Here is a 25,708-nt window from a genome sequence, read left to right as displayed (position 1 = left end):
TATTTAAGAAATATTTAAATAAAAATCATATTTTCAATATCATATTGCCAAAAATTTTTAGATGCTTCTACTTCCATTCGAGTATATCCATCAGGAACACGATATGTTATGATTATATTTTTAGATAGGAATCCATGAACACCCATCGCAAGAACATGGGGTTTAGGTCCCACAGTCAGATATGTGATATTGTAATTATCTTTATTCAGATGTGAATTTGTAAGTGCTTTCCATGCCGCTACCGCATCTCCAGCAGGTGCTTCCACAATATTCTCATCTGGTATATAGTACTTGTCCCTTAGAATTTCATATTCAATTATAGATTTTTTTACATATTCAGGTTTAAAACCTGGCTTGGGTACAAGAATACCTATTTCATCTGGTTCATACTGATATATCAGATTTCTATACTTAGATCCTTCGAAGCCTGCTGCTACAACATAGAAATTTTGATATTCTGGGTCAAAGGAGCTGGAAAAATCAGTCATTTCTACAATCTTCCAGTCACCTTCAGAATGAACAAAATTTTTACCACTACTTTTATAGACGCCTTCCGAATAAAAAAAGGATATTTTTTGTGTTATATTGTATTTTAAGCAAAATCCTAAGATACGCAAATAAAAGTATCGTGGACAACTTGAAATATCGAAACCTATCTTTAAAGGTCTATTTAATGTGTTGAAATGATTTATTATAATCTTTTCAAGTTTTCTTCCAATAAAATCCAAATTATCATAATTATCTACTGCTTCTCCAACATTAACAAAAACAGATTTTTTTTCAGCAAAAGATGTAATTTTATCCATGTATGAATCTAAATAACCTTTTTCATCATTCAAATTAAATGACAATATAATAGCAGATTTAAAATTGAAACGACCTTGATCGTATTCGGCAATTTTAGTGCATCTAGATTCCCATCCTACTGAGAAAAAGAACAAATCAAAATTACCATCAATTCCTTCTGATTTATTGATAAGTTTTGAACTGCCGTGTAGATGTTTTTCCATAAATTCAGTTGGCATTGTCAAGACCCCACATCTCAAGCGTCATATTTTGACCTGTTTTTATTAATTTGGAAGTAACTTTGTCAATTTTTGAATTAACATCTTTTTCATTATCGGTTATACAAAGATACAACAAATCTTCACCTGAGATTTTGACATTAGAATATGAACCCCTATATGAAAAAGAAAATTTCGGAGCAAATAAATTATGTAAACGGAAAACAATTGACTCTTGAGATTCTTCTAAAACCTTTATGCAAAAACTATCTCTTGCAAGTTTTAATATTCTTTTCAACCTTTCTTTATCCTTGTTAGATTTTATTAAAGCATAATTGATGTAAAACCGACCTTTTTCATCTCTTTTAAATGAAGAAGAGTCATTGTAAGCAGATTGGACTTCTGCAGTAATTTTGCCAATAGAATATATAAGTTGTCCAATTTCGTATGAAACATCATTTTTTATCCCATCATATCTAGCATTACTTGCATTTTTTAGGGCTTTAAACTGTTTTCTTATGTTTACCGGTTTTTGAACAAACTCTTCTGGAGATTTAGCTTGCACGACATATATATGATGCATTTGTAATAAAAAATCACGAATGCATTGGTCACTCATATCAACAACCATATTATATCCAGCATAAGGTACCGGAAGACCATACTCTTTGCACAAACATAGCATTGCTACTACCATTTCTTTTCTTACTGTAGAACTTTTAAAGGCTCTTATTTCGTAATTTGTGGCTTTTGAGTCGTCAATATTTAAATTTAATTTCTCAACCAAATATGTTTGGAAGATTGGGGGTATTAAGATTTCTTGAGCTTCAGATATTTCAGTTTTTTCACATAAGCCATCATCAATTAATTGATCTAATGGCAAATCTTTTCGATCAAACTCAAAGAACTTATTACCCATATTTAGCTTAGCTCTTTTCAAAAGTTCTTTTGCATTTTTATTTTCTGATTTGTTAATAAGTGGATACAACAAAGTATTAATATCCCACTCTCCCAATATATAAGGGAGGTCTACAGAAATATCATCTTTGCCAGTATATTTTCTAAATCTCAATTCAGATACATTCGAAATAAATTCTTTGAACTTACCAGGTTCTTTTCTATAAATTTCATCCAAGTCATAATGCATTCTATCCGCATCTGTAAGCGGATGATTTGGAATGTACGTAGAAATTATGTCCATGTTTTTCTTTACCGTTGCTATGGCAAAAGAAACGTTAGAACCACTCAATCTTGCAACCATTGTGTTAATTGCCCTCAGTTGATAATTTTCAGGGCTTTCAACTTGATCTAGACATACTTTTAATGTCCAAGAATTAAGCTTAGTATCATCGCCATCATTATAGTCATCACTTTGGGAACAAAGATTCAGTAGAATATCTGCAATTTCATCTAACATTTTTCCCATTTGTAATACAGGATACATTTCTTCATAAGGAAGTTGAACATTTTTTATAGCATAAAGTCTAATTTTTTCATGCATTAGCTTAAAACATATTTTTAAATCATTTAACCTAATTACATCTTTGTCACTAACTAAAAAATGTTTTATTTCAGGCCTTTCCTCTAGTATTTTTTGAACACAATCCTCTTCTTCATTAGGAGTAAAATTGAGAATTTGATTACCTCTCAAATCTTTAATAGCAGCAACAAACAACTGTAGTATTTGGTACTCTATGTACAGTGAATAAACTCGAGCTTTTTCTTCTTCCCATGTCTCATCATCCATATGATTCTCTTTAGGAGGCCAATTTCTGAAGTGGTTTGTAATAAAATCTGGCATACTTAAGTAAACACCAATATAACGGTTTGAAAAGGGATGTTTATCTAATTGTGATTTAAGTGATTCATTGTGTAATCGTTGTTTCCACTCAAAAGCACGTAATAGCGTAGTTTTACCAGTTCCCCTGGAACCACTAATATAGATTGATCTCTTTTTTTCCCATTCAGAAAGTCGTTCTGGAATCCAAATCAAATGTTCAGTATCAGATTCCCATCGATTGTACTGGAAAGGTGATTGATGTTTATTCATTTTGGGACCAACCTTTTCATGCATCTCATTTTAATGTCATCGTCATCATCGCCATATTCGATTAATCCTAACCAACTTAGTCTCTCTAAAATATCTATAAGTTCTTCATCTTCAATATTTTGACCAGACTTTCTGATTTTGCTTGCAACCTTGTTAAAATAAAGATTTGTGTTATCTTCAAGCATACCTAAAACAAATTCATCATCATCTGTTATTAAAGCCATGCTTTTTGGAGGACAAAAAAATGGAATACGTTTACTTATCTTTTCTACTTTATTGTTAATCAGTCTGTAACTTATAATTTCACACCCAATTGGGCTACTATTTCCAGAAATAATTCTGATTTTATTAAAGCCGAATTTGGGACTCCCTCTTATTTTTTCAATGGGAAACAATAAAGGTGCAGAAATACATATTATTTTAGATTTCTCATAATTAGGCGACTGAATTATTTCAATAGGATCGTCATGAATATGTCCATGAAGATACAATATTGGTTTGTTTAACATCAATAATTTCTCACGTAGAATTCCACTATTTATGAGGTCTGCATGTATCGTAACATAATTTGTTCGTTTCAAAGGTAGTAAGTTGTGATGAGTTAAAATTAATGGTAAAAAATCATTATTTTCCATGATAGCTTCAATCATTTTATCGATGTGATCATTTGCTATTAATGGAGTATCCATTACTTCATAATCTGTCAATAATGGAGTTAAGTGGTCTCTGATTTCTGGTGGGAAATATTTATTTTCACCACAACCAATGCAAGAGTTTACTGAGATAACAAGCAATTTTGAAAATGAGTCTTCTTCACATATTTTTTCTACCATGATGTCATCACAAGGTACATCAGGGAAATTTTTAGTCTGCAAGGCATCTATCATTGGCTCAAATTTTGGAATATAATCATTATCGTCTATTTTCTTTCTGTCAATATCATGATTTCCAGGTACTAAAAAAAGCTTTTGAAAACATTCACTATCCAAAAATTCAGAATCTATTCGACTTTTCAAGAAATCTAAACAATCATTATATGATTCAACTTCCCCATTTGTAGTTAAATCACCAGATATCAAAATTGCTACCGTTGAGTTTTGAATCTCAGCAAGTAATGATTCAGAAATTATTTCATATTTATTTCTGCTAACATGAATATTTCGATCAATCACATTCAGAGATTCTTGAGTATCAACTATATTAATGGGCATATCCATTTTGATAATATTTTTAAAATGAATATCCCCAATATGCATTAGAATAATATCTTTCAAATCGTAATCCCCAAACTAAATTTTGATTTATACAAGAGTACAAATTATTTAAATGTTTATCATTGAATTTTTTATTTATATTACTAGTCACCATGTATAAATGGATTTAACCAGAAATAAAACAGTGGCAAAGCTTAACTAAAATATGTGAAGAAGTAAATAATAGTATTTACCTACAGTAGTCTTCCTCTCTCCCTCAATGTTTTTATTTTAAATTAGACATAATATAATCCGTAATTTTCTCACAGACTATTAGCTGACCTGAAATACTAAGGAAAATAACTCCGGAAAAATTCAATCGTCCAGCCCTTTCCTGCCGAAAACATAGTTGGCAACCCGCAAAGCATCACGATCCCCGGTGGCCTTATCCACAGAATCGCTCAGTTTCACCACAGGTATGCCGTCTATCTTATGGAGCTTGATCACCATGTTAAGCGGTGGGCTGTAACTGAAGAAATCCGAATTGTTCGTCAGGCTTGTACCTATACCAAAACTGCAGTTGATCCTGCCTTCACAATACTTTTTCAGCCTGACAGCATCCTTCACGTGAAGGGAATCACTGAATACAAGTGACTTCTTCATGGGATCGATTCCCAGCTTTTTGTAATGCTCAATGACCTCATCTGCAAACTTAAAGGGATCTCCGCTGTCATGGCGGACACCATCATAGAGTTTGGCAAGCTCAAGACCGAAGTTCCTGAAGAAGGGTTTTGACCCGAATGTATCGCTCAGTGCAATTCCAAGGTCACCTTTGTAGACCTTCACCCAGTTCTCGAAGGCGAACAGGTTTGCATTCCGGAGTCCCACCAGAGCGGAATTGCCCATGATCCATTCATGGCCGATAGTTCCTATTGGCCTGACACCATATTTTTTGGCAAGATAGACATTGCTTGTGCCTGCAAATGAATCCAACCTGTGCAATACGTCAACAACCTTGTCGTGGAGCTTGAATCCCCTGCGGCGACGGGTTCCAAATTCAGAGAAGATGCATCCATTGGAGTCGAGCTCTTCACCCATCTCGCTCATGAGGTTTCCATACTCGTTCATTAAGGTTGTCTCAGGGTCATCGCCATTAGATGCAAACCTGTTCAGCCAGTCCTTTTCAACGACAGTGAAATAGAGTTCCGAAATGGTAGCCATAAGGACGATCTCCCAGAGGATGGAACTGTGCCAGGGACCTTCTACCCAGAGGTCAAGGTCGCCATCGTCGGTGAGGGACAGGCTCACTTCTGAAGGATCGAAACGGAAGTTCTTAAGGTATTCAAGATAGGATGGTTTGAAAAAAGGGCAACTTTCCTTAAGCCAGAGGTATTCCTCATCGGTCAATGCCAGTCCGACAATGTCCTCATCGATGGTCCGGCGCATTTCAGCCACGAACTCAGCAGTGAACCGCTGGTCTCCCCGGTTTATGAAATGATACCCTGCACGGGCATCAGGGAAAAGTTCCAGCACAGCCATCTGCATTGTGAACTTGTAAAGGTCATTGTCCAGTATCGATCGGATCACATGAGGTCTTCCTTTTTAGGCGCTGACTTATAGCATTGCCTTATTATGAATGTACATATCGAAACCAATATATAAAAATACAGGCTGTCAAATGCAACCAGGGTACTAACAGATTATTAAAAGTGGTAAAATGGAAGATCGTACAAAAGGAATTCTTTACATGCTGATGGTCGTTGCCATCTGGGGATTCTCATTCGTTGCCACAAAGATTTTGCTTAATTATCTTGATCCTGCGATCATTGCCTTCACCCGCTTTTTTATTGCCACCGTCCTGTTGTTCGCGATCTGCAGAAAAAGGGAGACCTACAGCCCGGATGAGAAAATATATGTTGCTATCGCCGGATTCCTGGGCATCACCTGTTATTACATGTTCGAGAACGTGGCACTGACATTCACAACAGCCACCAACTCATCCCTGATAAGTGCCACAGTACCGGTCTTCTTCCTGTTGACCTTAGATGTTCTAAGGAAGAAGTTCTCAATACCAATAAAGTATATTGGCGCCTTTGTTGCTTTTGTCGGAGTTGCTTTGCTTATACTGAACGGAAAGTTCAACCTCAATTTGAACCCATTGGGAGACTTCCTGATGTTCGGATCGGTCTTCTCCTGGGTCTTCTACACAATGATCATCGATCGCATGGGTTCAAGGAACATTCTCATTGTTTCACGGGACCTCACATTGTCAGGTACTGCCTTCCTCCTCCCCTTCGCACTTTATGAGGCACAGGACCTGCGGGTAGATATATTCTCACAAAACGATCTGCTGGTGGTCATAGCTGCCATCCTCTACCTGGGAGTTTTCTGCTCAGCACTTGGCTTCCTTTTTTGGAACAAAGCAATACACCTTGCAGGATCAAGCACGACCACCAATGGGATCTACCTACTCCCGCTTGTGACGATAATTGGGGACAGCATAATAATCGGCAATGTTCCGAATATCTATGTTATGATCGGTGCAGTGCTTGTACTTGCAGGAGTTTACCTCTCCGAACGTAGCTGAAACTATTTTAAGGAAAATATCGAAAATAAGCAGTAATTAGTGCTTTACTTCAGGACAGGTCACACCTGATAGCCTCTTCCCCGGTCTCAGCATCGCGATATGTTTTCCGCCGCTTGGAATATCTCTCCTTGTATCCACAGACAATGAAGATGCAGTCGATCTTTGTGAAATGTTCACACTTCATGCATTCCAGCAGCTCGATATCCCTGTTAAGCTAGGGACAGTTCTCGATCCATCCTTCAAGAACCGGGAATTTGTTTTTACGTTCTATTGTATCACCCCATAATATGGGATATTAAGAACAGATATATATATTGTCCAGATCGTGCCAAAAGAAAACAGGATCTCATAAACACTGAATTATTCCTTATTCCAGAGTTTCTTTATGAAGAAAAGCTTTCCCTCATAAACAACTGCTTTTCTAATCTTATCTTTACGCATAACATAGAATTACAATTACAAAGTTATATATTTTGTAAGTTTTGACACATATATGTTGGAAAAGAAATGGGAAACAGTTGATCAAAATGGTCGATAAAAGAATCTGCACATGTCTTAATTGTGGAAATTGTTTTTGTGAAAGAAACCCGGATTTATCATTAAAGGAAGGTTGCCAAAATTGCATTTGTAAAGAAGTTGGACCTGGCTTTCATCTTTTCAGTCTGAAAAAATGCTGATCTATTCGTTAATTAGATCTTGATAATAATACGGACTTGCACAAATAGAGAAGACCTGAGAAACAAACCAATGTTCCTCAGTATTTAGTGATCGGTCCTTCTCGACTTACTCATACCTCAAAGCATCCACCGGATTCAGCTTCGATGCATTCTTTGCAGGCATCAGGCCAGCCACCAGGCCAACTCCGATCGAAACGATGGTTGCCACCGCTGTTGCCTTCAGACTCAGTGTGAATGCAAATGGTATCTTCAGCTGCATGGAGATCAGGAACACGATGACCTGAACGATGGCCGTTCCCAGAAGGATACCAAGCAGACCGCCTACAAGACCTATTAAGGCAGCATTGCACAGGAATATCATGAGGATGTCCTCATTTCTGGCACCTATCGCTTTCATTATACCGATCTCCTTTGTCTTCTCAAGCACTGAAGTGAACATGGTGTTGGCAATGCCAACTGAGCCTACCAGCAGGGAGATGCCTGCAATGAAAGCAAGGAACGCTGTCAGAGCGGTGATCAGCTTGTTGGTACCTTCCATTATTTCTTTCTGTGAGGAGATGTAGAAGTCCTTTGTATCCTCATCGACACGTCTTGATAACTTCAGCTTTTCGTCCATTTCATCAAGAACAGAGTTCACATCGGAACCCTCGTAAAGCATCACTTCAATGGAATCGTAGACCCCTTCCTCTTTTGCAAAAGCATCATCCTCGGCCTGAAGATCATATACATCGTCGCATGACATGTATACACTGCTTCCGAACATACTGCTAATACCTCCGAGCAGGCCATCGCCCTTTGCCAGGATACCGACAACCCTGTATGACCTTTCATTCAGGACGATCATCTGGTTAAGCCTTATCTTCTTATCCTTGAAAGCCTCGTTAGCAAGTGAATCAGAGATCACAACAACATTCCTGTCACCTGGTTTTAACATCCTGCCTTCAGCGATCTTCTCCGTGGCCATCTTTTCCCAGACCTTCGGGTCCACACCGCTTATCCATACGGAGGTCTCTTCGGTGCCCATTTCCAGTAATGCACTGCTTTCCACTTTGACATTGATGTACTCGACCTCAGGGATCCTCTCAAGGGTCAGTACATCTTTCCTTGTCAGCTTCGCCTGTGAATCCATGTCAGGGTCTTCAAGGTACTCATTGTACTCCTGCCCCTCAGCCGGATCAGCACCTACTTCTTCTTCATCGATGACCTGGAAAGGAGTGGAAGCGACTATGGTGATTGTATCACCTCCAAACCCTTCCAGTGTCTTTGTAACCTGGTCCTGGAAGAACTCACCAGTGGTCACCACTGTCATAACAGAGGCTATGCCTATGATAACTCCAATTATGGTAAGCCAGCTTCTCAGCTTGTTGCCCTTGACCATGTTCAATGATATCTTTAATATCTTCGCCGGTTTCATTATGAACACCCTGCAAAAGAAGAAGCATCAGAGCTTTTTCTTCTTATAGAACACAAAACCTGCAACACAGGCTACTGCAAAGGCAAGGACCATCCAGCTCTTTGAGCCGCTGTTTTTAGCGGATTCCTGTATTATCACCGGTTTTGATGCAAGAACTGACAATTCCTTGTCCTGGACTTCCCTTTCACCATCACTTGAGGTATATGCGATCTGGAATTTCAGTGGAAGGAATTCACCGTAAGTATCAGGAGTGATGCCAAAATCTGCTATTGTGTAGTCACCCTTCTGGAGACTGCCAAGAACAACAGAATTCGACCCACCGTTCACACTCCAGCCTTCCTGATCAGGAATGGATATGGTCACCGAACTTGCCTTGTTGTTACCGATGTTGGATACGGAGAACGAGTAATCCCCTCTCATGGTCTGCTCAACGAAAACGATATCGAAATCAGTTGTGCCTCCGATGTAGATACCTGCTTTGCTCTCAATTGTCTTGCGTTTCTGGTTCTCCAGCGTTCCGGCCTGTGTGATGGTCTGCAGTTCCTCCACATCATCGTAAACAAGTGTCATATCCAGCTTGTATAATCCGGGTTTTGTGTTGACGTTCGTCAATACCTGATACTCCACTGTGGCATTCTCACCAATATCGATGAAATTAATGTACTTCACATTGCTTGAACCGACAGGAAGAATAAGGTCACTTGTGCTTTCCCAGGAAAACATTGCGTTCTTCAAAGGAGAGTTACCGACGTTCTTTATCACAAAGGAGAGATTGGTCTTCTTCCCCGGAACAAGTTTTTCAAGGCTGATGGATTCGATCTCGGCATTTGATTCACTGTCTACATCGATCATGACCTCCTGTTTCAGGGAAGCATGATCCCTGTTACCCTGCTCATAGACCAGTACCTCCAGAGGATATTGACCTGCATTCACATTGTTATCAACAAGAAGTTCGAACTTTACGACCTTGCTGTTCTCATCCTCATAACGTTTTCCAAGCTTACCGATGTTCTCGATGATCGGCTGTCCGGAAACTTTGCTGAAAGGATATTTGGGTACAAGCTCAACAACAACGTTATCGGTTGTACTTGATCTGGTGTTCTGGACGGAAAACCTGATCTCGAGGATATCACCGGGTTTTACCGGATCAGGGTTCTGGTTCAGGAGATCGACGATCAAGCCCCTGTCTGAATTGGTCAGGGCCATTGCAGTTTGTCCGAATGCCATTGAAATGAAGAGAAATAATACTAAAATACTTGAAAGCTTTTTAAAATTCATATCGATCACTTTGTTTAGATATTGTGATAATCAAAAATTGTCTGTGAACCATCCGCGGAAAAATTATCATTGGGTTCATCGCGAACTATCTGACCGTCCTTCAGGACGATGTGTCTTTCAGCATACTGTGCGAGGTTCATATCGTGGGTTACCATAACCACGGTCTTTCCCTTCTCTTTCCAGAGCCTTTGAAGAATGTTCATCACCTCACGCCCTGTCTTACTGTCCAGTGCACCGGTTGGTTCATCTGCAAGAATAAGCTCAGGGTCACATGCCAGCGATCTGGCTATGGAGACACGTTGCTGCTGCCCACCCGAAAGCTGGTTGGGCCTGTTGTTCAGCTTGTCTGACAGGCCGACCATCTCAAGGGCTTCCTTTGCCCTTTCCATGGCAATACCGTCTTCAACTTCCTGGATCTCAAGGGGAAGGAGAACGTTCTCAAGAGCTGTCATTCCGGGGATCAGGTTATACTGCTGAAATACGAATCCGATGGTCTTTCCCCTGAGTGTGGAAAGGTCCGATTCGGTCATTTCGGATATATTCTTTGACCTGAGGAAGATCTCACCATCGGATGGGACATCAAGACACCCCACAAGGTTCATCATTGTGGATTTTCCACTACCTGAGGGACCAATGATGGCTGCAAATTCCCCCTGGTCTATGGATACGTTCACGTTCCGGAGGGCATTTACCTGCACCTCACCCATCTGGTAGGTCTTCCAGACGTCCCTGAAAGCGATCAGTGGTTCTGACATAGATCGTTGTAAATACTGACATCTATAAAAACGAGAAGTAGTTAAGAAATATAGTTGAAAAATATAGTTCAACTACATTTTTTTTATATACCATTTCCCACATAGGACCGGCCATGGCAATTGATGCTATTGATGCAATACTAACACCGAAGATACTGGAGATGTCAACAGAAATGACATCCATGTATACACTATCGGATGTAATACCAGACCTTATTGCATATCCAGTCATGGCAATTCTTGCATTGATGATCTACCTCGACATTGCCAGACTTTATTCGATCAGCCAGTATGAGGGACTGAAGCATTTCAAGAACGCTTTCTTCTTGTTCGGGGTAGGAAATCTTGCGATCCTGATGGTAATACTATCAATGGCAATTGCAAAACTGTCACTTGAAGCAGGAATACTGTTCTTCATTGTGATCGGGATCCCTGCATTGTTTCTGGCAGGTATCTCTTTCTGGGTGGCAAAGGGTGAACTGCTTTACACCATAACATGGAGGCTTTTTGACAACATCTCTTCGAAAAGAAAGTATAAGATGCTATTTTTCGTCTTTTTGATGACCTTCGTACTGATTGATGCCATAGCATACGGAGTGATCTCTGAGTCTTACGGAATCGCCAGTACAATTATGTACAAAGGAATAATATTTATACTGATACTCCTGTTAATAAGAACTAATATAAGATCTTCCGGAAGGATAGGTTCAATAAAACATCCTTACTATCTGGGTCTCATAATTTTATTTACACTTAACTTCCTGGGAACGTTCAGTGATCTTGTATCGGAAGACACAACCGCAGGAATTATCATAAACGGACTTACGATCATAGCCTATTTTATTATCCTTAAGGGAATTCGAAAATGGACTCGCATTCTAACAATATGAAACCTTTCCAGAAAAGAAGCCGTCTGGAGATCATAAGGGATATACTCAAGGTTATCCGCGAGTCCAATAATACCATCAGTCCTACAAAACTCCAGAGGTTGTCGAACCTTTCCTTCCAGATGTTCGATGAATATGTGGGAGACCTTGAAGCAAAAGGTCTCATCGTAGCTATCCCATACAAGGAGAAGCGTAAGATATATTCACTTACCGATAAGGGAAGGAACTTCCTGGACAAGTATGAGGATTTCGTAGCATTTCTTGCGGATTTTGGACTGTGAAGAACATAGGTGTTTTTCCCTGAACAACGGCAACTCTTTTTATTGAAGATAACAATATAAGTCTGGGGGTTACATGAGAAAGCCAAAGGTAATAATGCATAATTCCATTACACTTGATGGTTCATTCAGGGACATCGAGGTCGATATGGAACTCCATTATGGAACAGCTTCAAACTTTGGAGAAGACATTCACCTGGTCGGAGCGAACACTGCAAAGATCGGGATCGAAATGTTCGGCGGTCTTCCACCGGAAGAGGAAGATGACCTTAGAAAGCAGGAAAGAGATGAAACGATCCCTATATGGGCAATCGTTGACTCGAAAGGTATCCTTAAAGGGTCATTGCATGTGTTCCGGAGATTCGAGATGTGTCGTGATGTTGTGGTGCTTGTATCAGCATCAACGCCAGAGGATTATCTGCAATACCTTAAAGATAGGGATTACGACTTCATCGTAACAGGTGAAAAACACGCTGACCTTAAAGAAGCGCTTAGACTGCTGGCTGACAGATATGAGGCCGGAACAGTTATGGTCGATAGTGGAAGCAGCCTTAACGGAGCCTTGCTCGAACAGGGACTTGTGGATGAGATAAGCCTGATAGTACTGCCCTTTTTAACAGGAGGAGAGACTGAAAGCCTGTTCGCGAATATCGGGAAGATGAAGCATATCGAACTGGAACTGCTCAAATGTGAGAAACTGCAAAAGGGATATGTGTGGCTTGTCTATGGAATTAAGCGTTCTTCTAATAAATGATAATGCAATTGAATTAAACAAAATAATGATGGAGATAAAGAATGACATTTTTAGATGAAAATTTACCGGAAGCAGCTAAAGCATTTGGGGACATGCGTTCAGCAATATTCAGGACAAACTCACTTGATGTTAAAGTGAAAGAGCTTATTGCAGTCTCATCAGCTGTCCTGATGAGATGTGAAAAATGTGTAAAGATCCACTCTGAAAGGGCAAAAGAGAATGGTGCAACAGAGGAAGAGATCGCAGAAGCAATATCAGTAGCCATGTTCATTGCAGCTGGTTCACAGTTGCACTGGACAGATGCGTATGAAGAGATCTTTGAAGGAACGGATGAATAAGTGAATATATAAATCAAGTAAAGGAAATCTGATTGATGGAAAACTTTATTTGTATTGGGGCTATTCTTTTGTTACTATTAAAGGCAATAAATAGCTCTGATATAAGTAATACTTTAGAAGTATAATAACAAGATGAAAAAAACAGAGGGATATTACTTACAGATAATGACAGCAATGACGCTATAAAATACGCTACTAAAATTTCTGTACACGGAAATTCAACTTATTTCTAGAAAAAATTCATTCGATGGGTTAAAATATGGTGGTAAAAAAATCCATTTTAAGCTTGTTACTTATTATCCTACTGATCTCAGGATTTGGCTTTTCAGCCCAGGGTCTGAACTTTGAGGCTATGAAACTTAATGAAGAAGGAACCGTATTTGCATTAAACGGCAGCTATGAAGAGGCATTGGCAAAATACGACATGGTCCTTGATCTGGATCCTGAGTATATTGAAACTCTTGACAATAAAGCATCAGTATATTACCTGCTTGGTGAGTACGATAAAGCAATAGAACAGTATGACCTGTTACTTGGGATCCAGCCTGATGATGTAATGACACTTACTAAAAAGGGGATGGCATTCTCGAAAAAAGGTGACTACGAATCTGCCATTTTAATGTACGACCAGGCACTTGTTTCCATTGAAAAATACCTGAGTGGAGCTGGAGGTCCGAACAATTCCAGTAGCATCGATCCTGAGATGCCAGAATCTGAGATAGAAGATATAAGCTCAGAAGAAGCTATCGTACTTTACCACAAAGCACAGGCATTGGACAATACTGGCAGACATGATGAAGCAATGAAAATCTACGAAAGCTTCCTTGAACTGCAACTGGAACGATCATCCTACATCTATAAAGAAGCTACAAAATCCGTAGAAGAAGGCAAGACTGCAGGAGCTATTGAACTCTATGACGAAGCCTTGAAGATCGATCCGGACAACATTACCATATGGTATCACAAAGGTCATGCATATAATAGCCTTGAAGAATACGAAAAAGCGATCGAAGCATATGATGTGGTGATTGAGTTCGATTCCCAGAACATCGATGTATGGTGGAGCAAAGCACAGGCCTATGAGAAACTTGGTGATACTGGATCAGCAACAGTAGCCTATCAAAAAGTCACTGAACTTGACCCTTACAATATCGATGCATGGCTCAAACTTGGTGAAGCATTCGAATCAACCGAAAAATATCAGGAAGCACTGACAAGTTATGGACAGGTCATCAGTTTAGACCCTGACAATACAAATGCATGGCAAAGAAAAGGAATCGTACTTGATCTTCTTGGAAGGTATGATGAAGCACTAATTAGCTATGATAAGGCTTTAGGTGTCAATCCCGATACCATTGCAAAGATATACCTGCAGGATCCTGCAATTAAACGATTGAATGTTAGCAGCGAGGAGAACTGCTACGACCAGTCCCCTGATTTCAGCATTGAATCCACAAAAATATGGTTCGATAAGGGTACGATCTACCTGAAACAGGGACAATATGGTAATGCTGTAGCAAGCCTTGACAAAGCACTTGAACTTGAAACGAACCACCCTACTGTCTGGTACAACAAAGCTCTGGCCCTTGATGAGATGGACAGGCACACCGAGGCTGTAGAATGCTATACAGCAGCCCTGAAAGAAGATTCTTCATGCTCAGATGCCTGGTATCGGAAGGGTTTTGACCTTGACAAACTCAGCAGGTATAACGAAGCTGTAACCTGTTACAGGAAAGCTGTTGACCGCGAACCTGAGTTCACCCTGGCATGGTATTCACTTGCGCTTGACCTTGATCATCTTGGGAAATATGATGAAGCCATCAACGCTTATGATGCGGTCATCGAACATAAACCTGATTTTGTCGATGCATATTACAGGAAAGGAAGGATACTGAACAAACTTGGCCGATATCATGAAGCTGTTGACTGCTATCAGACCGCTCTGACATTTGAACCGGCAAACAAAGCTGTAAACACCCAGATGCAGGTAACTCTCAGCAAAATGGAAAGGATAAACCGTTCGTCAAGTATTCCTACAGTCAGTGGCTCTTTTGTCGGACCGGACCTGTTTGAAATGTTCCAGGTCGTTGATCTGGAAAATGGTTACTACCATGATATTGCATCTAATGATATTACCACATCTGAGATCGATCTGATAGGTGTTGAACCTCATGCCGAAGATGCATGGTTCGCACAGGGAAATGCACTATTGAATACAGGAGAATATTCGGCCGCCTTAAGCTCATACAATAAAGCGGTCCTGATAGATCCAAATACCAGCAACATCTGGCTTATGAGAGGAAGAGCATTCGATATGCTGAAAAGACATATCGAAGCCATTGATAATTACAGGATAGCAACAGAACTGGATGCTGACAACCGCGATGCATGGTTCTATCTCGGACAGGATTATGACAACATAAGAGACTATTATCATGCAATTGAGTGCTATGAAAATGTTCTGAGGATCGAACCACAGGATACAACTGTATTGTTCATGATAGCACGTTCATACGAAAACCTTGAGCTTTATGAAGATTCATTGGCATATTATGATGAACTTCTGAAATTGGAACCCGAAAACCTTGAAGGCTGGTACTATCAGGGTGAAACATCCTACAAATTTGGGAACTACGAGGATGCAATAGTATCCTATCAAAAAGTGCTGGACACCGACCCCCAGAACGTAGAAATAATATTTGCACAAGCAATAGCATTCGAAAAAGCTGGAAAGGCTGAGGATGCCATCAGATCCTATGATCTGATACTTTCCATAAATATCAATGATTCTGCTGCTTTATACAAACTAGCGGAAGCATATGAAAACAATGGTCTTTATGGAAATGCTATCAAATGTTATGACAGCATACTTACAAGTAATCCTGCAGATACAAAAGCCCTTAACATGAAGGGATTTGCACTCTATATGAACGGAGATTACAACGGTGCAATGGCCCAGTATGACAAAGTCCTTGAGATCGAGCCGAACAATGCCGCTGCATGGTACAACAAAGGAACTGCTGCATACCTGAAAAGTAGTCATGTCGCATCAATGGATTACTATGCAAAAGCACTCGAGGCACAGCCTCTCAGTATAACAGCATGGTACAACATGGGATTCATTGCCAACGTCCTTGGAGATGTGGAAGGAGCAATTGGATACTATGAAAAAGCGTTGCAGATCAACCCTGCATCAAAATCTGTGCTCTACAACAAGAGATTTGCACACTACAGGGTAGGTGAATCAGTGTCTGCAGAAACTGAGAAGAACAAGCTGGATGCTATCGACCCGGCATTTGAAGAAGCATTGGACGGCAGAGGAACAAATTTCTACCTGCCTCAGGAGTATGATCCCATTATTAACTACAAATTGCCTGACAGATGGTACGATGACACTGAGACCAACACGATAAGCACAAATTCAGAATGACGGAAAATAAAAGCTCATTCCTTTTTCTTAAAGAAGAGCCAGTCATTCCCGTACTTACCAAAGTTCGTCTTTACAAGGACGAACTCACCTTTCATTTTTTCACCTGACAGACTGAATACGATCTTCTTTTCTTTGACACTCTCGGGCTCAAATGTACCCCGATCCCATATCTCCACCTTGCCGGCACCATAGCTGCCTTCAGGTATCGTACCTTCGAAATCAGCGTAATCGATGTCATGGTCATTGACCTGGATTGCAAGACGCTTGATACCTTCCACTGTGGGAGGCTCCTTTGGTATTGCCCAGCTTTTGAGAACGCCATCCATTTCCAGGCGCAGGTCATAGTGAAGGTTCTTTGCATGATGTTTCTGTATCACGAATATTAAGGTATCCTTTTCTTCGTCTTTATCAGTCATCAATAATAAAGAGAGAGCTTGAACTTAATAAAAGTTTCACTTCAGAACGTTTTGTTTACAGGGTATTTTGAAAGAAAAAAGAAGAGAAAAGAAGAGAAAAGAAGAGCATATTTTGAACAAATACTTCCGTTCAAATATGCCAGTAATTACCAGAACCTGAGTTCTGTTGATTAACTGAAATCCCCGAGCCCTTCAAGGTCGAGTGTCACAAAGTGATCTTCAATGGTCTCCGCCCTTCTTATCCGGACAAAACTACCGTCCTCCCTCAACAGAAGTTCAGCAGAGCGAAGCTTTCCGTTGTAGTTGAATCCCATTGCATGACCATGGGCACCGGTGTCGTGAATTGCAAGAATGTCACCACGTTCGACCTCAGGAAGCATCCTGTCGATGGCGAACTTGTCGTTGTTCTCACAAAGGGAACCTGTGACATCATACTTGGTTGTTGCAGGCTGATCCTCTTTGCCAAGGACGGTTATGTGGTGGTATGCACCATAGAGGCCTGGTCTCATGAGGTTTGCCATACATGCATCGGTTCCGACGTAATCCTTGTAGATGTGCTTGAGGTGTCTTACTTCTGTCACAAGGTATCCGTAAGGACCTGTGATGGTTCGGCCACACTCGAGGTAGATCTTCAGCGGGTCAAGACCGTTCGCTTTGATCATTGCATCATACTGCTCTTTGACACCCTTTGCGATAACATCGTATGGGACCGGTTCGTCCTCAGGTTTGTAAGGGATACCAATACCGCCACCGAGGTTCACGAAGTCGAAGCGGATATCAAGCTCCTTTGAGATCTCGACAATTGTCTCGAAAAGCAACTTTGCGGTCTCGACGAAGTATTCCGGATCAAGTTCGTTGGATGCCACCATTGTGTGCAGTCCGAAGCGCTTGACACCTTTCTCTTTGAGCATCCTGTATCCTTCAAAGAGCTGTTCCTTTGTGAATCCATACTTTGCATCTTCCGGATTTCCGATGAAAACGTTTCCTCCTTTCAATGGACCAGGGTTGAACCTGAAACAGACGAGTTCAGGAAGTCCTGCGGTCTCTTCAAGGAACTCGATGTGACTGATGTCATCAAGGTTGATGATGGCACCGAGCTCTTTTGCCTTTACGAACTCCTCTGCAGGGGTGTCATTGGAACTGAACATGATGTTCTCACCAACGATACCGGATTTCTCGGAAAGGATCAGTTCTGGCAGTGAGCTGCAGTCTGCACCGAAGCCTTCACTCTTCAATACCTTAAGGATATAAGGGTTTGGCAATGCCTTGACAGCAAAGAATTCCTGGAATCCCTCGAGAATGCTGAAAGCATCCTTGAGCTTCCTTGCGTTCTCCCTTATTGCCTTCTCATCATAGACGTGGAAAGGGGTTGGGTACTGTTCTTTTATCTCCAGTATCTGTTCCTTTGTGAACGGAAGTGTCTTTGAGACCATTTTTTGATATTCTCCTTAAATGGGGGTTTGGTGTATTCTACTTACTTTAAGTTTAATACTATTTTGGGTGATCAAATGATTTGGTTAATACATACACCGTTTTTGTATCTATTTTGTAAAATCTGATACAATAAAAGGTGTGACCCATATATTGATAAAATTGGAAAATGTGGGATTAATGATGTTAAGTGAAAAATGGAGAAGTGATGATTATATGTTCCTCACTGCTCATCAGCCATTTGGCCCGTTGGAACTGTAAATGTGAACGTACTACCTTCGCCTAATTCACTCTCCACCCAGACCTCACCACCGTGCATTTCAACAAATTTTCTGACAAGTGCAAGGCCAAGTCCGGTGCCTCCGTACTCTCTGGTACTTGAAGCATCTACCTGATAGAAAGGTTTGAACAGTTTATCCTGATCCTCTGGTGAAATGCCAATCCCTGTATCCTTAATGGATATATGTACAGAATCATCAGATATTTTACCGCCAATGATAACTGATCCTCCGTTATCTGTGAACTTAATAGCATTGTTTACGAGGTGGTAAAGGATCTGCTTGAATTTTATTACGTCAGCTTTCATGTCAGGCACTTCCATATCGATATCAAATGAAATGTCGATGTCCTTCTCTGATGCAATCGGCATTATCAATGCTTCTATTTCATCGATAGTATCGGCTGCAGAGAAATCTTTAATGTGAAGTTCCATCGTCCCGACCTCAACGTTTGAGAAATCAAGAAGGTCAGTGATCAGCTCCAAAAGGTGATTTGCGTTTTTAAGCACACTGGACGTATACTTTTTCTGATCTTCATTCAAAGCGCCGTAATGTTCACTGTCAAGTATATCTGAAAAACCGATGATCAAAGTAAGAGGGGTTCTTAACTCATGGCTCATATTTGAGATGAAATCAGCCTTGGTGCGATCTGCATTTTCAGCTTCGATCTTTGCATGCAACAGGGCATCCATTGCTTTTTCATTTTCCTTTGTAAGCTTGCCCATGTTATCCAGGATCTGATTGAGACCTACAGGGATCTTCTTAAAATCGACCTGTACGTTGGTATCGGCCCTTGTATCAAAATTTCCGGTTAGTGCATTATCGGATATCAATCTAAAATCATTCAGCATCTTTTTGATGGTCTGGTCTGTTGAGCGACCAACCATATAAGCAACTCCACCCACGAGAACAATTGAGAACAGGGACATGAATATTAGCCTGTTCCTCAGGACCGTTACCCCTGCAAGCATCTCATCTTTGGGTGCACAGAGGACAAAACTATAGGTACCTCCATTAATTGGCTCATAGAACATCACAACTTCCCTGCCGGTGTCAGGGTCTGTTGTTTCAATGTATCCTCTTTTTCCACCTCTGATGTCAGTTGCCATCTCAGAGATCTCGGCAACTCCAAAGTCATCTAGCTTCTTTGTCCCGATCCATTCCTTATGCTCCGGATGGGACAACAGTATACCGCTGTTACTTGTAACAAAAGTATAACCGCTCTCAAAAGCAGTAACATTAGACATGATGTCATCAAAATATTCGAGCGATACATCAACCCCGCCAATTCCAACGAACTCACCATTTCTCATAATAGGAGAGACATAGCTCACCATCAGTATCCCGCGGTAAAAGTAAGGCTCTATGACCACAGTTTGTTGAAGTTCCTTTGGAAGCTGGTAATATTCTGATGTCTCATAATCTTCAAGAGGCTCAACACTTATCGGACCATTTATCGTGTTCCAGAATGGTAGAAACCTTCCGGTCCCGTCATGTCCTTCAGTTCCTATGAAATCAGCATCCCTGCCATCAAAAGCATTGGGCTCATAGGCAACATAAACTCCGATCAGTTGTGGGTTCTCCAAAAGTATGCCCTTTAGCATATCATTCACCTCACCCCTATCAGCTGAATCGTAATTGCTCATTGCTGTCGAGATCGTGGTAGTGATCGCCTGATTTTTTCTTGCATTTCCATCGAAATAATTTGCATAATTCTTGGTTATTTCTATGGACTGCTGATATGCCATTTCCTCCTGTTGACCAGTTACAGTAGAAATACTAACTATTGCAGATACAGATAGAATTAGGAAAGCACCTAAGATGACATAAACAAGGATCTTGTTTTTCAGAGAGATGTTGTTCGATTCCATTTCAAAAGCTCATCGGATTGTATCGTTTTTGGGTGTTCGCTTGGAGGGTTGCATAAATAATCTTAGCATACTTATATTTGTTGCTGGTAGCCAAGTCCGATTGGCCATGATTTTCCTTTTTGTGATAAATTTAGAAAATAGCTTATTAATCGTTACATTTTGTATCTGCCCTTTAAAACAGAGATCGTAGCCAATCTTCCTGAATAACTCACTTATGTTGGTCAAGCTGTAAACAAATCCTTGATCCTGAAATATGGAAACTCTTCAATCTCAAAATAAAAAAATAATAATTGCACCAAGTGCCATGATAACGGCTCCAAAACCTTTTCTCCGAACATTTGTCTCTTTGAATATCAGTATCCCGAATGCTACACTGAACAGTGCATTAAATCGTTTCACGGAAATGACGTATGGGACTATCTGCATGGTCAATGCAATATTTACTGATACAGCGATCAGGGTTATCACGATACCGATCAGAAGGAAACCGGACAAATTATTGACACATGCCGTTATTATGTTGCTGGTCCTCTTGAATAGGGAAATCACAAGGAACGTTACACTAATCAGCAAACATACGATCGATGTGCCAAAGAAGATGTCTGAGTTTAGAACAACCATTTTGTCGTAGTTCGATGAGATACTGTACAGGAACGCAACGACCAGCATGTAAAGAGGACCCCGGTTCCTGAAGATCGAACTTAGAGGCTCTAACATGTTTTGCTGGTCGGCAGTTGAATTCAATACATAGGAGCCCACAACGATCAGCATTATACCGAAAATACCCTCTTGGGAGGGAAACTCAGCAAGCATGATGAATGATGTCAATATCAGGAAAGCGGGTGTAAAGGAGATCATCGGGATAGTGAGGGACAGGTCTGAGATCTTCAATGCCCTGTACGATAGAATAATGGCCAAGATATTGAGTAGCGTGGTCGAAATCACAGAATAAAGAAAAGCATCTCCAAGGGCAGGGAATCCCCTTAACCAGGAAATTGTGAAGAGGATGGCAAAAGCAAAAAAGAAAATTCCGGTAGCAAGAACATACTGGTCAACCTCTTTGAGCAGTTTCTTAACCAGCATAAAATAAGTGGCATCAAAGAAAGCACCCAGGAAGGCAAAAAGGAACCAGATCATATGAAAATATTGATTGGTGATAGTTTATCAGGGTTTCCACGTTAGTAAATTAGTCAATATCTTTTCAACCTCTCTATCCGTTCTTCAATGGATGGATATACATTGTTTTTTGAAAAGTAAAATCTGAAAATAAGCTGCACAATTGAATTATAGCTGTCACGACTCCCTCCATTCTCATTTAAGAGGGGTTTCAATTTCACTAAAGCTGATACCAGAGCATCTTTGTTCCCTAATTTTGCAGATATGCCGTCTGCTTCAAATTCAGATCTCCTTTTTAATTTTATTATCCATTGATTCAACGGGAACCTTAGAATCACAAACAACAGTAATGAAAAAAGAAGTACCATTGTGGAAAGGACCGGAAGAACAGACAAACCAATCCACATAAGCATCATAAATGCTATGAAAGGCAGCATCAGGTAAGCATAAAAGATCCAGTCTTTGTATTTGTTGGATATATGTCCCAATTCATGGTCAATTATCGCAAATTGTTCTTCTTCGGTGAATATTTCCAGAGCTGCAGTTGTGATCAGGATCTTGCTCAGGTTAGTACGAGCATTGGGAAGCCCTCGCTCTTCAACAACGATATGCGGAATGCTACGTAATCCTAAGATCCTGGAACTCTCTGAAATGTGCTCTTCCAGGGATAGTAGCTTGTTCCTGTCATTGCCCATACTAATAAAATTAATTTCTTTTCATTTTAAGTATTCCTATCTTGCTCCCTCAAGCCACAAAGATAAATCATAAACTATAACACCCCTCAAATCTTTAACTCCTCATACAACATTTTCAAATCACGTTATCAAAGGGGTACTCGATCTTGCCATCCACCAAACTTAATCCAGACCAGCAAAAAGCAGTCACATACACCGAAGGCCCGCTCCTCATCCTGGCCGGCCCGGGCTCAGGAAAGACATTCACCATCACAGAGAAAGTGGTGGACCTCACCGAAAATAACCTCTCCCCGGAAAAGATACTGGCACTGACCTTCTCCGAAAAAGCAGCCGGGGAGATGCAGGAGAGGATAGAGATCAAGATCGGTGTCGGCAGCGGAATCACGGTCTCCACGTTCCACTCATTCTGCAACGACCTGATACGCGAGTTCTCCCTGTACCTTGGCATAAACCAGAACGCAAAGCTGATCTCAAAGGAACACTCCCACGTATGGGGGATCAAGAACATAGACTCATTCGACTTTCAGAACCTTGCCATCCCAGCAAAGCCATACGACCTCATTACCAGCCTGCTGGAAGGAGTATCCCAGCTGAAGGACCATCTCGTCTCACCGGCAGAGCTGGCTGAATATGCAGGCAGGAAACTGGAAGATGCAAGCATAGAGGAGGGTGAGAGGGATGTCCTGCTAAAGCTGAGCGACCTGGCAAGGTTCTATGAGCACTACCAGCAGTACAAGAGTGACAACGGGTTCCTTGACTATGACGATATGATCTCCATGGCCTGCAACCTGCTTGAGACGAACGATGTTGTCAGGAACATGGTGAGATCCAGATATGACTATGTTCTAGTGGATGAGTTCCAGGATACTAATTTCGCACAGCTGTTCCTGGTACACCTGATAGCGGATGGCAACAACCTGACCTGTGTGGCTGACGATGACCAGTGCATCTACCGTTTCAGGGGAGCATACCTTGCCAACATCGAGCAGTTGCAGGAATACTACCAAACCCTTGAGAAGATCCCGCTTGAGAAGAACTACAGGTCAAGCTCACAGATCGTGCAGCTGTCCCAGCAGCTCATTGCGAATAACCCCCAGAGGCAGGAGAAGAACCTCACGGCCCACAATGGCGAGAAGAGCGAGGTGAAGGTTGTCAAGGCTCCTGATGATGTGAGCGAGGCAGAGTGGGTCGCTGAAGAGATCACGGACATGATCAATGAAGGCGTGCAGCCGGGCGAGATCTTCATACTTACACGAAAAAGGGCTGACGGGAAGAAGTTCAGCGAATCACTGAAGCAGAGGATGGTGCCTGTGGAATTTGTAGGCAGCCTCCAGCTGAACCGTTTCCCGGTGGTCAGGGAAGCAATGGCATACCTCCATGTGGTGGCCGATCCGTTCAACAACGGGATCGCCTTTGCAAAGATTCTGTCAAGGGAGGGTGTGAGCGAGCACAACCTGCAGAAGATCAACCTTCAGGCACTGAAGATCAGCAGGGATGACAGCGATACAGGCGACGGGATATATTCCGTGCTGCTCTACCACCTTGACGAGCTTGACATCAGCCAGAAGGACCTGATAAGGTCCATCGTTTCCCGGCTCAATGAGCTGATCGAATACAAGAAGAGCAACCTGCCATCGGATACTGTGAAGCACCTGCTGTCCGAGAAGACCGACTTCTACAGGACACAGCTGCAGGAGGATACGCTCTCATCCAGAAGGAACATCTCCATACTGAACTCCCTTGTGACCACTGTGGAAGACCTTGAGCTGGTTGACGGCGGCAGTGAGCTGGAAACAGTGGTTGAGGACCTGGAGCTGGTGTTCGGCCTGGACCTGGACGAAGGCGTGTCCAGTGATGAGGATACTGTGAAGGTGATGACCATCCACCAGTCCAAGGGCAAGGAAGCGAAGGTGGTGTTCGTCTGCGACATGGCCACCAGGCACCTACCCCTGACCTACAGGAGAAAGGCCTTCACCGTCCCAAAGGAGCTGTCAAAGGGCAGACAGAGGGATGTGGACGAGAAGGTGCTGCACCTTGAGGAGGAAAGAAGGCTGGCCTATGTTGCCATGACAAGGGCAAAGGAAGAGCTTTACCTGATGTTCCCTGAAAAGTATGAAGGCAACAAACGGAAGGTCTCTGCGAGCGAGTTCCTCACACAGCTTGATTACACGTCAAACCCGCTGGTCGAGTATATCGAAGCGGAGCAGTTCGAAAGGAAGAGCGAGGTGGAGGATGTCTCGCCCCTGATGAAGAAGAAAGACGAATACCTCCGGATGCTCGGCATGTATTCAAAGCAGGGCCAGTTAAAGCAGGCCCTGGAGTCCCTTGTGGTCCTCGCCCAGCTCAGGGAGATCGAGGATGAAGGCAACCTTGCAGCTTTTGATGCTAAGGATTTCCTGCAGGTCAACCCCAGGCAGCCGCAGGAACTGGAGGACCTGATCGACAACAACATCCCGCCCCTTGTGGACCCGAACATGAGATTCTCAGCTTCAAAGATAAAGAAATACCAGGACTGCCCGCTGAAGTTCAAGTACGGGACAGTCCTCAACATTCCCACTCCGCAGAAGACCTATTTCCAGGTCGGTACAGATGTCCACTCCGTCTACGAACAACTGTCCCAAATGGACATGAAAGGAGAATCCATTGACATCACAACAGCCAGCAAGCTGCTGGATGACATCTGGGACCCCGCAGCCTACCCTTCCAGAACCCAGGAACAACAGGAACACGGCAAGATGAAGCAGATGCTGGACTTCTGGTTCCGCTTCGAAGCCGACAATCCCAACGAGACCGTTGCAGTGGAAGAATTCTTCGACCTCGACCTGAAAGGTGCCCATTTCGGAGGGGTCATCGATCGTGTAGACCGGACACCGGAAGGCGAATACATCGTCATCGACTACAAGACCGGCAAGACCACCCTCCCAAAGAGCAAGCTGAAGGACGATGTCCAGCTGGCCCTCTATTGCCTGGCCGTGAAGGAGATGTACGGGAAACTCCCGGTAAAAGCCGGGTTACTTTACGTCAACCCCGAGGTCCAGGAGCTTCGGATGATGGATGTGGATGAGGGGAGAATCGAGATGGTAGTGGATAGCATCAATGCTGTTGTGGAGAAGGTTCTGAAGGATGATTTCGAGGTTGATGGGGAGCCGAATTGTTATTACTGTGATTTTAAGGGGATCTGTGAGTGGTGGGAGGGGGAGTGATGTATTTTTGAATTCGAAAAGGAAAATGATGAGTTATTGAACAAAGTTGGGCG

At 41.8% G+C, this 25,708-nt stretch carries 20 protein-coding genes; 7 read left to right on the top strand and 13 right to left on the bottom strand.

Features of this window, described 5'->3' with window-relative positions; all coding sequences use genetic code 11:
* Positions 1-14: 14 nt before the first annotated feature.
* The 4 genes from WOA13_RS00810 to pncB all read right to left on the bottom strand — a co-directional run bounded on the left by WOA13_RS00810 (position 15) and on the right by pncB (position 5,834).
* Positions 15-1,025 carry a hypothetical protein gene (locus WOA13_RS00810; protein WP_342126107.1) on the bottom strand — a complete coding sequence of 337 codons (1,011 nt, stop codon included), beginning with the start codon at positions 1,023-1,025 and terminating at the stop codon, positions 15-17.
* Entirely contained in the window at positions 1,015-3,078 is a 2,064-nt protein-coding gene (locus tag WOA13_RS00805; protein ID WP_342126106.1) for an ORC-CDC6 family AAA ATPase, read from the bottom strand. Before WOA13_RS00805 ends, WOA13_RS00810 begins: the two co-directional genes overlap by 11 nt.
* Positions 3,051-4,328: a metallophosphoesterase family protein gene (locus WOA13_RS00800; protein ID WP_342126105.1), complete on the bottom strand. Its 1,278-nt coding sequence runs from the start codon at positions 4,326-4,328 to the stop codon at positions 3,051-3,053. Before WOA13_RS00800 ends, WOA13_RS00805 begins: the two co-directional genes overlap by 28 nt.
* Positions 4,329-4,622: 294 nt before the next feature.
* Complete coding sequence (gene pncB / locus WOA13_RS00795) at positions 4,623-5,834, bottom strand: nicotinate phosphoribosyltransferase (RefSeq protein WP_342126104.1); 1,212 nt, start codon at positions 5,832-5,834, stop codon at positions 4,623-4,625.
* Between the two features lie 130 nt (positions 5,835-5,964).
* Between pncB and WOA13_RS00790 the strand changes: the two genes are divergently transcribed.
* Complete coding sequence (locus tag WOA13_RS00790) at positions 5,965-6,834, top strand: DMT family transporter (RefSeq protein ID WP_342126103.1); 870 nt, start codon at positions 5,965-5,967, stop codon at positions 6,832-6,834.
* A gap of 49 nt (positions 6,835-6,883) precedes the next feature.
* Here WOA13_RS00790 and WOA13_RS00785 read toward each other — a convergent pair whose 3' ends face one another.
* From WOA13_RS00785 to WOA13_RS00770, 4 genes are all read right to left on the bottom strand, one after another.
* On the bottom strand, positions 6,884-7,018 hold the full coding sequence (locus tag WOA13_RS00785; protein WP_269078502.1) for a hypothetical protein: 135 nt from the start codon (positions 7,016-7,018) through the stop codon (positions 6,884-6,886).
* 599 nt (positions 7,019-7,617) lie between these two features.
* The gene (locus tag WOA13_RS00780; protein ID WP_342126102.1) at positions 7,618-8,925 is read right to left on the bottom strand and encodes an ABC transporter permease; all 1,308 of its coding nucleotides are present in this window, start codon (positions 8,923-8,925) and stop codon (positions 7,618-7,620) included.
* Between the two features lie 27 nt (positions 8,926-8,952).
* Positions 8,953-10,152: a COG1361 S-layer family protein gene (locus tag WOA13_RS00775; RefSeq protein ID WP_342126101.1), complete on the bottom strand. Its 1,200-nt coding sequence runs from the start codon at positions 10,150-10,152 to the stop codon at positions 8,953-8,955.
* 65 nt (positions 10,153-10,217) lie between these two features.
* The gene (locus WOA13_RS00770; protein WP_342126100.1) at positions 10,218-10,958 is read right to left on the bottom strand and encodes an ABC transporter ATP-binding protein; all 741 of its coding nucleotides are present in this window, start codon (positions 10,956-10,958) and stop codon (positions 10,218-10,220) included.
* 113 nt (positions 10,959-11,071) lie between these two features.
* Between WOA13_RS00770 and WOA13_RS00765 the strand changes: the two genes are divergently transcribed.
* From WOA13_RS00765 to WOA13_RS00745, 5 genes are all read left to right on the top strand, one after another.
* A complete protein-coding gene (locus WOA13_RS00765) occupies positions 11,072-11,848 on the top strand; it encodes a hypothetical protein (protein WP_342126099.1) in 777 nt (258 codons plus the stop codon).
* Positions 11,824-12,126: an Sso10a family chromatin protein gene (locus WOA13_RS00760; RefSeq protein ID WP_342126098.1), complete on the top strand. Its 303-nt coding sequence runs from the start codon at positions 11,824-11,826 to the stop codon at positions 12,124-12,126. Before WOA13_RS00765 ends, WOA13_RS00760 begins: the two co-directional genes overlap by 25 nt.
* Positions 12,127-12,199: 73 nt before the next feature.
* Positions 12,200-12,877, top strand: coding sequence for a RibD family protein (locus WOA13_RS00755; protein ID WP_342126097.1), 678 nt, complete (start codon positions 12,200-12,202; stop codon positions 12,875-12,877).
* Between the two features lie 41 nt (positions 12,878-12,918).
* Positions 12,919-13,215, top strand: coding sequence for a carboxymuconolactone decarboxylase family protein (locus WOA13_RS00750; RefSeq protein WP_342126096.1), 297 nt, complete (start codon positions 12,919-12,921; stop codon positions 13,213-13,215).
* Between the two features lie 286 nt (positions 13,216-13,501).
* Complete coding sequence (locus WOA13_RS00745) at positions 13,502-16,645, top strand: tetratricopeptide repeat protein (RefSeq protein ID WP_342126095.1); 3,144 nt, start codon at positions 13,502-13,504, stop codon at positions 16,643-16,645.
* A gap of 14 nt (positions 16,646-16,659) precedes the next feature.
* Here the strand turns inward: WOA13_RS00745 and WOA13_RS00740 are convergent, their stop codons facing one another.
* The 5 genes from WOA13_RS00740 to WOA13_RS00720 form a co-directional block, all read right to left on the bottom strand.
* A complete protein-coding gene (locus tag WOA13_RS00740) occupies positions 16,660-17,061 on the bottom strand; it encodes a DNA polymerase ligase N-terminal domain-containing protein (RefSeq protein WP_342126094.1) in 402 nt (133 codons plus the stop codon).
* Between the two features lie 170 nt (positions 17,062-17,231).
* Complete coding sequence (locus tag WOA13_RS00735; protein ID WP_342126093.1) at positions 17,232-18,494, bottom strand: diaminopimelate decarboxylase; 1,263 nt, start codon at positions 18,492-18,494, stop codon at positions 17,232-17,234.
* Positions 18,495-18,715: 221 nt separating this feature from the next.
* On the bottom strand, positions 18,716-20,518 hold the full coding sequence (locus WOA13_RS00730; RefSeq protein ID WP_342126092.1) for a sensor histidine kinase: 1,803 nt from the start codon (positions 20,516-20,518) through the stop codon (positions 18,716-18,718).
* A gap of 393 nt (positions 20,519-20,911) precedes the next feature.
* Positions 20,912-21,778 carry an EamA family transporter gene (locus WOA13_RS00725; protein WP_342126091.1) on the bottom strand — a complete coding sequence of 289 codons (867 nt, stop codon included), beginning with the start codon at positions 21,776-21,778 and terminating at the stop codon, positions 20,912-20,914.
* A gap of 53 nt (positions 21,779-21,831) precedes the next feature.
* A complete protein-coding gene (locus WOA13_RS00720; protein WP_342126090.1) occupies positions 21,832-22,452 on the bottom strand; it encodes a M48 family metallopeptidase in 621 nt (206 codons plus the stop codon).
* A 146-nt stretch (positions 22,453-22,598) separates the two neighbouring features.
* Here WOA13_RS00720 and WOA13_RS00715 point away from each other — a divergent pair, with 146 nt between their 5' ends.
* Entirely contained in the window at positions 22,599-25,655 is a 3,057-nt protein-coding gene (locus WOA13_RS00715) for an ATP-dependent helicase (protein WP_342126089.1), read from the top strand.
* Positions 25,656-25,708: the final 53 nt, after the last annotated feature.

This window comes from Methanococcoides sp. LMO-2 (genome assembly GCF_038432375.1).
GTDB lineage: Archaea > Halobacteriota > Methanosarcinia > Methanosarcinales > Methanosarcinaceae > Methanococcoides > Methanococcoides cohabitans.
The sequence above is the reverse complement of the archived record's forward strand: the minus strand, read 5'-3'. Positions and strand labels throughout refer to the sequence as shown.